Raw genomic sequence first — 12,202 nt, 5'->3', positions numbered from 1 at the left:
ACGGGGCCGAGGGAAATGACGAGGACCACCCAATGCCCAATCGCCGTATTCTGCGCCTTAGCGGTTCGGACACTGACAGCTTTCTTCAGGGGCTGGTGACCAATGACATTTCCGGGCTGGACACAGGGCTGGTCTATGCGGCCTTGCTGACCCCTCAGGGCAAGTATCTGGCGGATTTCTTTCTGAAACGCGACGGAGATGCGGTGCTGCTGGATGTCTCTGAGGATATCGCCGACAGCTTTGTCAAACGGCTGGGCATGTACAAACTGCGCGCTGATGTTGTGATCGAGGACAGCGGTCTGAACCTGCAACGCGGCACGGGTCAGGCACCTGAAGGCGCCCTGCCCGACCCGCGCCACCCGGATATGGGCTGGCGGGCCTATACCCCCAAGCCCGAAGCGGATGACGGCACCGACTGGGATGCCATCCGTGTGCGGCACTGCATCCCAGAAACCGGCATCGAGCTGACGCCCGACAGCTATATACTCGAATCCGGGTTCGAAGCGCTGAACGGCGTCGATTTCAAAAAGGGCTGCTATGTCGGGCAGGAAGTCACCGCACGGATGAAGCACAAGACCGAATTGCGCAAAGGGCTGCGCAGCGTCCGCGTTGAAGGCTCGGCCCCGGTCGGAACCGAGATCCTTTCCGGCGGTAAATCGGCGGGCACATTGTTCACCCAGGCGAATGGCCAGGGCATCGCCTATCTGCGCCTTGACCGCGCGACCGGCGACATGCAGGCGAATGGGGCTGCGGTCAGCCTGACCACCTAACATGTTGCCATTCCGGCACGGCTGAGACGCGAACGGGTCCACCACCGTTTGAACAAGACTCATGGCGCTGCCACACTGGCGCCAGTTCAAAGACCCGGGTGGCATATGTTCAAGTTGTACCGAGCGATCTGGCGCGCCAGCGCCGGGCGGCAGATCGTCCTTATTATCCTGTCCATCGCCATCGCGGGTCTGGCCGCGGTCCCGCTGGAGTTTCAGCGCGACATCATCAATCACCTCACGACAGACGATATCGCCACCGAGCGGCTGATCTATCTGGGCGCGGGCATGATGTCGGTCATCCTGCTGAGCCTCGCCCTGAAATGGTTGCTGGGCTATCGCGCGGGCACACTGGGAGAGGACATGATCCGCATGATCCGGCAGCGGCTGCTGGTCCGCGCATCGGACATCCGTGAAACGGGCGAAACCGTCCGCAAGGGCACCATGACCACTGCCATCTCGGCCGAGGCGGAAGAGTTGGGCAAGTTTGCCGGGGGCGCGTTCTCGGACCCGGTGGTGCAGATCGGCACGCTGATCAGCGTGATCGGCTATATCTCATCAACCCAGCCCGGCCTGGGCATGATCGCCTTTTCCATGATCGTGCCGCAGATCGTCATCGTGCTGTTCTCACAGCGCAAGGTGAACATCTTCGTGGCCGAGCGCGTTCGCATTCTGCGCAACGCCACCGACAAGCTGACGATCGAAGATATCAACGATGTGGTGCGCGATATCGACGCCCATTTCGACGATATCTTTGAAACCCGTCGCCGCATGTTCCTGTGGAAACTGTCGGCCAAATTCCTGCTAAGCGTCATCAATGGCGCAGGCACGGTCGGCGTCCTGATGCTGGGGGGCTATTTGGTGCTGCAGGGACGAACGGATGTCGGCACCGTGGTTGCGGCCACCAGCGGTCTCAGCCGCATTCAAGGGCCTACCGCCTTTCTGATCGCCTTTTACCGGCAGGTCAGCGCCAACCGCATCAAATATGAGCTGATGATGGAACTGTTCGGCCCCCACCCGGAACGCTACCGGTATATAAAAGACCGGCATTAAAAAGACCGCGCGGCCGGTGCCTGCGCGGTCTTTCCCTGTTCCGAACAGACGCGAGGTTACGCGCGCTCGGAATATTCCATGGTCTCGGTGTTCACCACGATCATCTCATCCTGGCCGATGAACGGCGGCACCATGACCTTGACACCGTTGTCCAGAATGGCCGGTTTGAACGAGTTTGCAGCAGTCTGGCCTTTGACGACCGGCTCGGTCTCGACAATCTTGCAGGTCACTTTTTGCGGCAGCGTGGCGTTCAGCGCCTCGGATTCGTAAAATTCTACGACAATGGTCATGCCGTCCTGCAGAAACGGGCGGCGCTCGCCCAGCAGTTCGGCGGGCAGTTCAATCTGCTCGTAGGTTTCGGAATCCATGAACACCAGCATCCCGTCGGATTCGTACAGGAACTGCTGATCCTTCTGCTCAAGGCGTACACGCTCGACCTTGTCCGCCGAGCGGAAGCGTTCGTTCAGCTTCGAGCCATTGCGCAGGTTGCGCAGTTCGACCTGCGCAAAAGCACCGCCTTTACCGGGCTTTACGTGGTCAACTTTAACTGCGGCCCACAGCCCGTCGTTATGCTCAAGCACATTGCCGGGGCGAATTTCGTTCCCATTTATCTTGGGCATTACATAAATCCTTCACAAACGGTTGATGCGTCAGTTCCCGTCCCTATATCTGGCAGGACACCACCTGACAAGACAACGAGACCTAGTGCTGCACTTGCAGCGAGCCATGCACATGACGCAACGCAACTATGCATTTTAGCTGTATCCGAATCACGTCGAATAGGTCATAAGAACCGTCACGCCGAAAATGCAAGAGCAAGAACAACAAGGAAGACGAGATGAGAGATTTCGTTGACGGCACTGCCTTTAACAACGAGCAAGGCAATCGTGCACGCAAACTTTTCGCGGCCGTTGTTTTGGCTGCACTTGATGACGCTATCGCCGATGACAAGAAATACGGCAATGGCCCGGAACAAATTGCCCGCTGGGCGCGCTCGCGCGATGGTCGCGAAGTGCTGTCCTGCGCGGGTATTGACCCGAACGAGCGGGTTGTCAGCGGACTGATGGAGTTCGTTGGTCGTGGCGTGCGGACCTCGGTCGCGCTGTCGCGTGAAGAAAGCGAGCGCCGCAATGCCGCTCAGCAGGCAGAAGCCGCATAAATCAGGCGACTTCTGAGGGAAAAAACGCGCTTCCGGACTTCCGGGGCGCGTTTTTCTTTTACCCTGTCAAAAGAACAGCAGCCATTGGCGGATGACCCAGATTTCGGCCCCTAACAGGGCAGCAAAGAACAGTTTCGCGGGCACGGACAGCCCCCTGTTCCACAGCACAACATAGCCCCCTGCACAAACCGCAACGGAAACCGGTGCCACCCAAAGCGCGTGATGAGCGCTGTCCCAATAGCTGACCGGGCTGTGAAAGACCCAATCGCTCAGCGGCCAGAATTGCGGCCGTCCGTCCCCTGCGTGCAGCAGGAAATCCATCGCCAGATGTAATAGCCCTGCCGAAGCGGCGACAATCAGGACCCGCCACTTGCGCCAAAGACCGATCGCCAGTGCAAACGCCCACAGAAAGAACGAGTTGTCGATGGCGAAGACCGTCTGCCACGCGGGCGAAAAGTAAAGTTGATCGAACACCACCTGCTCGGGAATACCCAGAATGAACAAGGATACCCCCGCCATCACATAAAGCGACAGGTCAGGCAGCAGCGACCCCAGCACAGCCGCCGCTAAGATTCGCCCGCGCGCAGGACGCGCAAAAGCAGCGGCACCGATCAAAAGATGCGCGGGCGTGTTCATCCGCTCTTTCCCTTTGAGCTCAAATCAGGTCATTTGCGCGTCAACGTATAGGAGACGGCTATGGTTCGCGCCATCATGATTCAGGGCACCGGCAGCAATGTCGGAAAATCGGTTTTGGTCGCCGGGCTGGCGCGCGCCTATACGCGGCGGGGACTGAAGGTGGCTCCGTTCAAGCCGCAGAACATGTCGAACAACGCCGCCGTGACCGAAAACGGGGGCGAGATTGGTCGCGCACAGGCCCTGCAGGCGCGCGCCGCCATGCGTCCCACCCACACTGACATGAACCCGATCCTGCTGAAGCCGGAAACCGATACCGGTGCGCAAATCATCGTTCAGGGCCAGCGTGCGGGCACCATGAAGGCGGGCGATTACCGCAAGGACAAATCCAAACTGCTGGGCGCTGCGTTGGAGAGCTTTGACCGGCTGTGCAGCGACGCCGATCTGGTGCTGATCGAAGGCGCAGGCAGCCCGGCTGAAACCAACCTGCGCAAGGGCGACATCGCTAATATGGGCTTTGCCTGCGCCGCAGACGTGCCGGTCGTTCTGGTCGGCGATATCCACCGCGGTGGCGTGATCGCTCAGATCGTGGGCACGCAGGCGGTTCTGGAAGCCGGCGACCTGGAGATGATCCGCGGCTTTGCCGTCAACCGTTTCAAAGGCGATGTCTCGTTGTTCGACGAAGGGCGCGATGACATTGCCGCGCGCACCGGCTGGCCTTGCATGGGCGTTGTGCCGTGGTTTCACGACGCCTGGAAACTGCCCGCCGAGGACATGATGGACATACGGTCCCACAGCGGCGGTTCCTGCAAGGTTGTGGTGCCGCAACTGGAACGGATGGCCAATTTCGACGATCTCGATCCGCTGTCCGCCGAACCCGGCGTCACGGTCGAGATCATCCCCGCCGGACGCCCGCTGCCCGGCGATGCCGACCTTGTATTGCTGCCGGGCAGCAAGTCCACCATCGGCGATCTGACCTATTTCCGGGCGCAAGGCTGGGACATCGACCTTTATGCCCACGTTCGCCGGGGCGGCCATGTGCTGGGCCTGTGCGGAGGCTACCAGATGCTGGGCAAAACCATTGCCGATCCCGATGGCGTAGACGGCCGCCCAGGCACGGTTGAGGGGTTAGGGCTGTTGGATGTGACCACCATGATGGCCGGCGAAAAGCAGGTCACTCTGCGCAAGGCCAGCACTGTTCCCGAGAAGGAACCGGTCACCGGATACGAGATACACATGGGCCGGACCGAAGGCCCCGATTGCGATCGTGCATGGCTTGAGATCGAAAACCGTCCCGAAGGCGCTGCCGACCAGACTGCCCGTATTCGGGGCAGCTATCTGCACGGTATTTTCTCGTCCGATACGTTCCGCGCCCGCTATCTGCAACAGCTGGGCGCGACCTCGGACCTGTCATACGAAGACGGGGTTGAGGAAACACTGGACGCGCTGGCGGACCATCTGGAACGGCATATGGATCTGGACCGCCTGCTGGATCTGGCCCGGCCGCCAAAACAGCCCTGAGGCTTAATCCAGTTCCCGCTCGGCCAGTGCCCGGTAAATCTCGCGCCGCACCATTTTGCGGACATTGCGGGTGATGCGCTGGCCCAGAACGCCTTGCAGTTCCTCCCGTACGACCTGAGCGATCAGGCCACGCAGCGCATCCGCGTCCATGGTCAGAGTGTCGGGTTGCGTCTCGGGGGCCTGCGGCTTGGCAGAGGCCGCAGCGTCTGGATCACGGATAAAGGTTGCCGTGGTCTCGGCCTCTTCGGCCTTGGCACCTTCGTCCCCGGCCTCTTTGGTTTCAGCTCGGGCGCTCCAGGCAAGCGGTCTGTTTGGCGTGCCTGAATAGGCGTCGTCGCTTTCACCGTCCGGTTCCCACTGATCTTCAGTCCGCGCAATCGCGGCTTCCAGCGCTTCGATCTTGGCGCTCAGGCTGCCGGCAAGACCGTCTTCGGACTCGGCCTTTTCTTGCTGTTCGATGGCGGGTTCGGCATGTTTGACAATATCGCAAGCCCGCAGAAGCATCGGCTTGACGGAATCCTCGGCCTTGTAGGCCGATTCCTTATTTCCTGGCTGAGGCCGTTCGTACACCGCCGGTTCATTGACTCGAAGCGCGTCGGTCAGAACCAGCCTGCCAGGCTTTTTTGAAAGGGACGTCGCCAGTATTCCCGGCGCTTTTCGGTCGTCTTCGGTGACCAGACGTTTAATCGAGGACAGGACGTCCTCGATTCCCGCTTTTACGACTTTATCCGTCATTGTTCTCTACCGCTCTATCCTCAGGATCGAGTGTAGCCAAACAAACCGGACCTCACAACAGGTAGTATTGGCCCTTAGTCGCGACGCAACGCTTTGAGGACCCGATCCAGATCCCTGCTTTGCCGGCTGATCTGCGCCGGAGCCTTCTTCACCAGGTTGTAGTAGAGGGTCGGATCATAAATCTGCACTGCCAGACCCAGACGTTCCGCCGTCAACAGGCCCTGCGCCTGCAGCAGCTGATACGCAGCACGGGACCGTTCGGTGCGCGATGCGACCTCGGCCAGTTGTGCGTCCAGCAGGTCTTGCTGAGCGTTCAGCACGTCCAGAGTTGTCCGCGCGCCCAGCGTTGCCTCTTCCCGGATACCGTCAAACGCAACCTGCGAGGCGCGGACCCGTTCGGTCGACGCTCTCAGGCTGGCAGTCGCGGCCTGGAATGCGGCGTATGCGTCGGCGACACCCTGAGTGATGTCTTTCTGCACGTTCAGCAGGTTGGCGCGCGACGCATCCCGCGTTGCCATTGCCCGGCGGACCGTGGCAGCCAGTCGGCCACCAGCATAGATCGGCTGTTCGAGGCGCAGTGCGATGGTTGCATCTTCGAGGCTGTCATCGTTGTCATAGCTTTCGCGGATACCCGCATCAGCGTTCAGCCTGACATTCGGACCAAGATTGGCACGCTGCTGCTGCACGAACAGGTCAAGCGCGCGCACCTGGTGCTGAGCTGCCTGAATGGCCGGGTGGTTGCGTTGCGCGAGGCTAACAGCTTCACCCTCGGATCGCGGCAGATTCGGCAGGCTCGGCTGACCCGCTGTGCGTCCGGGGGCTTTACCGACCGCATTGACATATTCCGCCTGCGCAATGCTGAGGCTACCACGCGCAACCGCAAGGTCCGCTTGCGAGCTGGCCAGCTGCGCCTCGGACAGCGCGACGTCCGTACGGGTTACCTCGCCCACATCAAAGCGGTCCTGCGAGGCCCGTAGTTCTTCGGCCGACACATCAACGTTGTTCAGGCGAATCTGTACGGTTTCTTCCTGCAGCAATACACCCAAATAGGCGTTCAGACCGCGGAACAGGACCTGCTGTTCAACGTCCAGCAGGGTTTGCCGTGTTGCCAGAACCGTTTCCTGCGCCGATTGCTTGCCCAACACCGAGAAGCCACCATCATAGATCAGCTGGCTCAGCGTGAGTCCGGTAAAAAAGTTGGATGGTTCATTCCTGACCACGCCAGTGTCCGTTGAGGACCGCGTGTAGTCTTGGCTGACTTCGACCGCCCAGTTGATGATCGGGCGAAGTGCAGAAAGCGCGATCGCAACGTCTTCATCAGCCGCACGCAACAGCGCCCGGTTCTGTTCCAGCAAACCGCTTGTGTTATAAGCCCCGATAAACGCGTCGGTCAGGTTATCAGCCCAAACCGCTCGCCCCGGCACGACACTTAACGCGATACCCGCAGTCAGTGCCAATGCCTTTACAAACTTCCCCCCCGTCCATGAACGCATAACGAAATCCTTCTCAAACCAAAATTACGCTGCCCTGAGCGCAGTTTGCGCGTTTGTTTTCAACTAATCAAGGCAACAGAATAATATGAGAGAGAATTATAGCGAAAATGCACACTCTGCGCAAAAGGCCTGTAAAACCGGGGCGTTGGCGTTGAAGGCACGACGCCAGGTCACCCGGCCACCGGATTTATGCCCGATCCGGACGGTCCCAAGCTCTCCTTCCACGAACAGACAGGCGATGCGCCCATGGTCCTTGAGTTGAGCGATCAGCGCCTCGGGCACCTGCTCAACGCCGCCCTGAATCATGATGACGTCATAGGGGCCATGCTCGGTCGCGCCCTGCTCCAGCGGGCCGACATGCACGATCGCGTTGTCGGCGTCCGCCTCCATCAGAATCGTCTGCGCCTCGGCCGCGAGGGCTTCGTCCTCTTCCACGGCCACGACCAATTGCGCCATGCGCGCCGCGACGGCGGTGGAATACCCCATCGCTGGGGCGATATCCAAAACAACCTCGTCGTTCGAGATGTTCAGCACGTCCAGCATCTTGGCCAGCGTCCGCGGCTCCAGCAGGCAGCGTCCGTTCCCCAGTTCGATCACGCCCTCGGCATAGGCGGCCTCGCGCTGAGAATCCGGCACAAAGTTCTCTCTCTGGACGGTCAACATGGCATCAATGATGGGGAATTTCGTGACATCCGAGGGTCGGACCTGCGTGTCAACCATCGTGCGGCGCCGAGTTGCGAAATCTGTCATTGGATCGCTCATGTTAGTCCCAAGTATGTCCGGCTTGTGCCATATCCAGACGAAACCGGCAACGGCTTGGCGTCGAAAGTTTCGCCAGATCGCAGGAACTTGGTGTCGCACTGTGTAATATGGCGGCAGATGGGAACGGATTTTTCCAATCAACCCACTGGACGCCCCTGACGAAAGGTGTTAAAACGCCTGCCACACCACGGCAAGTATTTGATTTTATTTGAAAAGGCGAGTTGGCGGAGTGGTGACGCAGCGGATTGCAAATCCGTGTACACCGGTTCGATTCCGGTACTCGCCTCCACTCCTCTACGTCGGCAACTGGTTGAAATGGGACGCTGGGTGCGTCATTCCGCCCGTCGGCCCTGCGCGATCACTTCGTAACCCGGTTCTTCCGGCTCGTCGTCCAGCATCTGAGGCGGGAAACCGGGGGCCGTGATGTTCAGGCCGGTGGCCTCCTCTAACCGCTTGATAATGTTTGGTGACAGTTCGCGTTCGCCAAAACGGGCGATGCCGTCATCGATGATTTCGATCATCACAGGGTTGATCTCAAGCGGCACTCCGGCGCGGTCGGCGACATCCTGGAACAGGCCGATATCCTTTTTCACCAGGTCCATCGTGAACGAGATATCGCGCGATCCGTTCAGAATGACCTGGCTTTCGGTTTCATGCACAAACGAGGTGCCGGACGAGATCTTGATCGCCTCGTAAGTGGTGTTGAGGTCCATTCCGGCGGCCTTGGCGGTCACCAGTGCCTCGGCGCAGGTGATCAGGTTGGCGGTGGCCAGATAGTTTGTCAGAACCTTGAGGACCGAGGCCGTGCCCAGGTCTCCGGTATGCAGAACGCGGCGGCCCATCGTGGTTAGAAACGGCAGAATCCGCTCGAAGGTTGCGCGGTCGCAGCCTGCAAAGATCGAGATATTGCCGGTCGCAGCCCGATGGCAGCCGCCGGACACGGGGCAATCGACGGCTGCGCCTCCGCGTTCGATCACCATCGCACCCAGACGTTTGACCTCGGCCTCGTCGGTGGTCGACATCTCCATCCAGATTTTGCCCGGTCCGACCTCTGGCAGCATCTGCTGCATGACGGCATCCGAAGCGGCAGGGGAAGGCAGGCAGGTGATAACCGCATCGCAATCCCGCATCATCTGCGTTGGGCTTTCGGCCGCTTTGGCGCCTTGGGCCACGAATTCGGCCACCAGATCGGGATTGAGGTCATGGACCGTCAGATCAATTCCGTTTCGCAGCAGCGAGCCCGATAGTTTGCCGCCGACATTTCCCAGACCGATAAATCCGACTTTCATTTCACCCTCCCGAAGGTCGCTGTTTGCGCCAAGTATCCCTGTTGCTTGCCTACAGTGAAAATGAATAATAACACGCATTATGGGCAAAATTTTTTGGTGATAGATGGACCGCCTTCCTAATCCCGCTTGGCTACGCAGTTTCGAATCCGCTGCGCGTCATCTGAATTTCACCACCACCGCGCGAGAACTTGGCCTGACGCAGACGGCGGTTTCGTTGCACATTCGGTCCCTCGAGGCCGAGTTGGGGCAAAAACTGTTCACCCGGAATGCGCGGCGGCTGGAACTGACTGAGTTGGGACAATCCTATTCGCTGACGGTGCGGCGGGCGTTGACCGATATCGCGCTGTCCACCAACAGCTTGTTTGGCCCGGCCTCACGGCAGACCCTGACCATCCGTGCGGCCATATCCGCCGCCACCTATTGGATAGCCGCCGAACTGCCGGACTTCTCCACCCGGCATCCGGATATTCCGGTCCGTCTGGTCTCGCACATCTGGAACGACAGCGGGACGCCCGGCGATGTGGATGTGGAAATCCGGCTGGGGTATGGCGACTGGCCGGGGGTGCGGTCCGAGAAGCTTACCGATGAAAAGCTGGTCCCGGTCTGCCGGGCCGGGCACGGTTCGCCGAAACTGAATAACGGGCCACTGATTCACATCCTTGGGTACGAGGACAACTGGGCGCAGTATTTTCAAGCCATCGGCACTGCGCCACCCGGCCAACCGTCTCGATATTCGGTGGATACGACGGTGGCGGCGCTGCAACTTGTGATGGCCGGTGCGGGATATGCAACGATCCTGGAACGGTTCGCCAGAAACGCGATCCGCCAGGGTGCACCGATTGCGATTGCGGGTCCGGCGATTCCCTTTGCCCAGTCGCATTATCTGGTCAGCGCCCAACGGGCTGCCCGGCCCACAGCGGCGGCGGGTTTGTTCTGCGCGTGGTTGCGGGATCGGCTGGCAGCAGATGCCGCGGATTGACACAAGCTGGTCGCTTTTTCGTCCCAAGGGTTTCCCACCTCGGTCTGGCGCTTGACAAGGCCCCTGCCCGTGCCGCATGTCGCTTGCGTTGGTGTCCATCCCCGGATGGATGAAAAGGGAATGCGTCAGCGGTCATCCGTCAAACGCAGCCGCCCCCGCGACCGTGACCGGAGAGGGTGCCCACAGCCACTGGCCCAAAAGGCCGGGAAGGCGGGACATCCGACAGAGGCCCGCCTCTGACATCCTCAAGCCGGGAGACCTGCCAGCACCCGAAGATGAAACCGGGCGGGGTGTTCCGGTGTCGGGTCCATGTCGCAACACGTGGCCCGCATGAAACCCCGTCCCCCGCAATGAGGATTTGGGGGGATGAGAGACATGACCGAGACCGCACCCGTCGAGCTGCTGGTCTGTACCACGTGCCGCCGCGGCCTGCCCGTCGAGGACGACGCGCAACGGCCCGGCACCTTGCTTCACAAAGCGCTGGAACAGGCGGATCTGCCCGAGGGCATCACTCTGAAAGCCGTGGAATGCCTGTCAAACTGTGATGAAGGCTGTTCCATCGTGCTGCGCGGTGGGCCGGATCGCTGGACCTTTGTTTACGAACACCTCAACGAAAACGACCATGTCGAAACCATCGTCGAAGGTGCCACTAAGTATCTCGCCACCGAAGACGGTTTGGTCAAATGGCGCGAGCGCCCCGAACATTTCCGCAAAAACTGTGCGGCCCGCATTCCCCCGATTGGAGCCCTGAAATGAGCAATCTCGAGAAACTCCCCGTCACTGTGATCACCGGCTTTCTGGGTTCGGGCAAGACCACTCTGGTCAAGCACCTGATGCAAAACCCGCAAGGCAAGCGTCTGGCCGTAGTGGTCAACGAATTTGGCGATGTGGGCGTAGACGGCGACATCCTGAAATCCTGCGCCATCCCGGGTTGCCCGGCGGAAAACATCATGGAGCTGGCGAACGGCTGCATCTGCTGCACCGTGGCCGATGATTTCATTCCGACCATCGAAGCACTGATGGCGCTGGAACCGCGCCCCGATCACATCCTGATCGAAACCTCCGGCCTCGCCCTGCCCAAGCCGCTGCTGAAAGCGTTCGACTGGCCCGATATCCGCTCGAAAATCACCGTGGATGGCGTGATCGCACTGGCCGATGCCGAGGCCGTCGCCGCAGGTCGTTTCGCCCCGAATGTCGAGGCTGTGGACGCCCAGCGCCTGGCCGATGACTCGATCGATCACGAAACACCCCTTTCTGAGGTGTTCGAGGATCAGATCTCGTGCGCCGACATCATCCTGCTGACCAAGCCCGATCTGGCCGGTCCCGAGGGTGTGGCCAAGGCCAAAGAGATCATCGCCGCCGAAGCCCCGCGCCCCCTGCCCGTCGTCGAAGTGGCCGAAGGCGCCGTGGACGTGCGCGTCGTTCTGGGCCTGGAAGCTGCAGCCGAGGATGACATGGATGCGCGCCCCTCGCATCACGACGGCCACCACGATCACGAGCATGACGATTTCGAAAGCATCATCGTCGAACTGCCGGAACAGACCGATCCCGCTGATCTGGTCGCCAAGATCGAACGACTGGCCAATGAGCTGAACATCCTGCGCGTCAAAGGCTATGCCGCTGTTCAGGGAAAACCGATGCGTTTGCTGGTGCAGGCTGTTGGCGCCCGTGTCCGTCACCAATACGACCGCCCGTGGGAACCGGGTGAAGAGCGCCGCTCGCGTCTGGTGGTCATCGCCGAACACGACGACATCAAGGAAACCGCGATCCGCGACATCCTTGTTGGTGTGACCGAGGCCGCCGAGTAAGCC

The 12,202-nt window shown here is 60.3% G+C and carries 13 protein-coding genes, 1 tRNA gene and 1 riboswitch; of the genes, 8 read left to right on the top strand and 6 right to left on the bottom strand.

The window, feature by feature from the left end; all coding sequences use genetic code 11:
• The first annotated feature begins 32 nt into the window (after positions 1-32).
• Both ACOQFT_RS12150 and ACOQFT_RS12145 read left to right on the top strand, forming a co-directional pair.
• On the top strand, positions 33-770 hold the full coding sequence (locus tag ACOQFT_RS12150) for a YgfZ/GcvT domain-containing protein (protein ID WP_421598179.1): 738 nt from the start codon (positions 33-35) through the stop codon (positions 768-770).
• A 105-nt stretch (positions 771-875) separates the two neighbouring features.
• A complete protein-coding gene (locus ACOQFT_RS12145; RefSeq protein WP_421598178.1) occupies positions 876-1,820 on the top strand; it encodes an ABC transporter transmembrane domain-containing protein in 945 nt (314 codons plus the stop codon).
• Positions 1,821-1,876: 56 nt separating this feature from the next.
• Here the strand turns inward: ACOQFT_RS12145 and efp are convergent, their stop codons facing one another.
• Complete coding sequence (gene efp, locus ACOQFT_RS12140; RefSeq protein ID WP_170325421.1) at positions 1,877-2,440, bottom strand: elongation factor P; 564 nt, start codon at positions 2,438-2,440, stop codon at positions 1,877-1,879.
• A 218-nt stretch (positions 2,441-2,658) separates the two neighbouring features.
• Here efp and ACOQFT_RS12135 point away from each other — a divergent pair, with 218 nt between their 5' ends.
• Entirely contained in the window at positions 2,659-2,979 is a 321-nt protein-coding gene (locus ACOQFT_RS12135; protein ID WP_037310273.1) for a DUF6280 family protein, read from the top strand.
• Between the two features lie 66 nt (positions 2,980-3,045).
• Here ACOQFT_RS12135 and ACOQFT_RS12130 read toward each other — a convergent pair whose 3' ends face one another.
• Positions 3,046-3,615, bottom strand: coding sequence for a cobalamin biosynthesis protein CobQ (locus ACOQFT_RS12130; RefSeq protein WP_421598177.1), 570 nt, complete (start codon positions 3,613-3,615; stop codon positions 3,046-3,048).
• Positions 3,616-3,675: 60 nt separating this feature from the next.
• On the opposite strand from ACOQFT_RS12130, the gene ACOQFT_RS12125 reads away from it, so the two are divergent.
• Positions 3,676-5,133, top strand: a complete 1,458-nt coding sequence (locus tag ACOQFT_RS12125) for a cobyric acid synthase (protein ID WP_421598176.1) — start codon at positions 3,676-3,678, stop codon at positions 5,131-5,133.
• Between the two features lie 3 nt (positions 5,134-5,136).
• Here ACOQFT_RS12125 and ACOQFT_RS12120 read toward each other — a convergent pair whose 3' ends face one another.
• From ACOQFT_RS12120 to ACOQFT_RS12110, 3 genes are all read right to left on the bottom strand, one after another.
• Positions 5,137-5,868: a hypothetical protein gene (locus tag ACOQFT_RS12120; RefSeq protein ID WP_421598175.1), complete on the bottom strand. Its 732-nt coding sequence runs from the start codon at positions 5,866-5,868 to the stop codon at positions 5,137-5,139.
• A 74-nt stretch (positions 5,869-5,942) separates the two neighbouring features.
• Entirely contained in the window at positions 5,943-7,361 is a 1,419-nt protein-coding gene (locus ACOQFT_RS12115; RefSeq protein WP_421598174.1) for a TolC family outer membrane protein, read from the bottom strand.
• A 96-nt stretch (positions 7,362-7,457) separates the two neighbouring features.
• Entirely contained in the window at positions 7,458-8,111 is a 654-nt protein-coding gene (locus ACOQFT_RS12110) for a protein-L-isoaspartate O-methyltransferase family protein (protein ID WP_421598173.1), read from the bottom strand.
• Between the two features lie 227 nt (positions 8,112-8,338).
• On the opposite strand from ACOQFT_RS12110, the gene ACOQFT_RS12105 reads away from it, so the two are divergent.
• Positions 8,339-8,412 (top strand) — tRNA-Cys (locus tag ACOQFT_RS12105).
• A gap of 43 nt (positions 8,413-8,455) precedes the next feature.
• On the opposite strand, the gene ACOQFT_RS12100 is transcribed toward ACOQFT_RS12105, so the two are convergent.
• Positions 8,456-9,412 carry an NAD(P)-dependent oxidoreductase gene (locus ACOQFT_RS12100; protein ID WP_421598172.1) on the bottom strand — a complete coding sequence of 319 codons (957 nt, stop codon included), beginning with the start codon at positions 9,410-9,412 and terminating at the stop codon, positions 8,456-8,458.
• Positions 9,413-9,515: 103 nt separating this feature from the next.
• Here ACOQFT_RS12100 and ACOQFT_RS12095 point away from each other — a divergent pair, with 103 nt between their 5' ends.
• The 3 genes from ACOQFT_RS12095 to cobW all read left to right on the top strand — a co-directional run bounded on the left by ACOQFT_RS12095 (position 9,516) and on the right by cobW (position 12,199).
• A complete protein-coding gene (locus ACOQFT_RS12095) occupies positions 9,516-10,391 on the top strand; it encodes a LysR substrate-binding domain-containing protein (protein ID WP_421598171.1) in 876 nt (291 codons plus the stop codon).
• A 72-nt stretch (positions 10,392-10,463) separates the two neighbouring features.
• A riboswitch (cobalamin riboswitch) is annotated at positions 10,464-10,672 on the top strand.
• 94 nt (positions 10,673-10,766) lie between these two features.
• Entirely contained in the window at positions 10,767-11,147 is a 381-nt protein-coding gene (locus tag ACOQFT_RS12090; protein WP_170400121.1) for a DUF1636 family protein, read from the top strand.
• Positions 11,144-12,199 (top strand): cobalamin biosynthesis protein CobW, encoded by a 1,056-nt coding sequence (gene cobW, locus ACOQFT_RS12085; protein ID WP_421598170.1) that lies wholly within the window; start codon positions 11,144-11,146, stop codon positions 12,197-12,199. The genes ACOQFT_RS12090 and cobW overlap by 4 nt, the downstream gene beginning before the upstream one ends.
• Positions 12,200-12,202: the final 3 nt, after the last annotated feature.

The sequence above is a fragment of the Ruegeria sp. MALMAid1280 genome, assembly GCF_049195285.1.
In the GTDB taxonomy this organism is placed as follows: domain Bacteria; phylum Pseudomonadota; class Alphaproteobacteria; order Rhodobacterales; family Rhodobacteraceae; genus Ruegeria.
This window is presented reverse-complemented; position numbering and strand designations above follow the sequence as displayed.

Excerpts from the sequence above, each read along its gene's own strand:
- ACOQFT_RS12150 (WP_421598179.1), top strand. The coding sequence starts at position 33 with ATGCCCAATCGCCGTATTCTGCGCCTTAGCGGTTCGGACACTGACAGC.
- ACOQFT_RS12145 (WP_421598178.1), top strand. The coding sequence starts at position 876 with ATGTTCAAGTTGTACCGAGCGATCTGGCGCGCCAGCGCCGGGCGGCAG.
- efp (WP_170325421.1), bottom strand. The coding sequence starts at position 2,440 with ATGCCCAAGATAAATGGGAACGAAATTCGCCCCGGCAATGTGCTTGAG.
- ACOQFT_RS12135 (WP_037310273.1), top strand. The coding sequence starts at position 2,659 with ATGAGAGATTTCGTTGACGGCACTGCCTTTAACAACGAGCAAGGCAAT.
- ACOQFT_RS12130 (WP_421598177.1), bottom strand. The coding sequence starts at position 3,615 with ATGAACACGCCCGCGCATCTTTTGATCGGTGCCGCTGCTTTTGCGCGT.
- ACOQFT_RS12125 (WP_421598176.1), top strand. The coding sequence starts at position 3,676 with ATGGTTCGCGCCATCATGATTCAGGGCACCGGCAGCAATGTCGGAAAA.
- ACOQFT_RS12120 (WP_421598175.1), bottom strand. The coding sequence starts at position 5,868 with ATGACGGATAAAGTCGTAAAAGCGGGAATCGAGGACGTCCTGTCCTCG.
- ACOQFT_RS12115 (WP_421598174.1), bottom strand. The coding sequence starts at position 7,361 with ATGCGTTCATGGACGGGGGGGAAGTTTGTAAAGGCATTGGCACTGACT.
- ACOQFT_RS12110 (WP_421598173.1), bottom strand. The coding sequence starts at position 8,111 with ATGACAGATTTCGCAACTCGGCGCCGCACGATGGTTGACACGCAGGTC.
- ACOQFT_RS12100 (WP_421598172.1), bottom strand. The coding sequence starts at position 9,412 with ATGAAAGTCGGATTTATCGGTCTGGGAAATGTCGGCGGCAAACTATCG.
- ACOQFT_RS12095 (WP_421598171.1), top strand. The coding sequence starts at position 9,516 with ATGGACCGCCTTCCTAATCCCGCTTGGCTACGCAGTTTCGAATCCGCT.
- ACOQFT_RS12090 (WP_170400121.1), top strand. The coding sequence starts at position 10,767 with ATGACCGAGACCGCACCCGTCGAGCTGCTGGTCTGTACCACGTGCCGC.
- cobW (WP_421598170.1), top strand. The coding sequence starts at position 11,144 with ATGAGCAATCTCGAGAAACTCCCCGTCACTGTGATCACCGGCTTTCTG.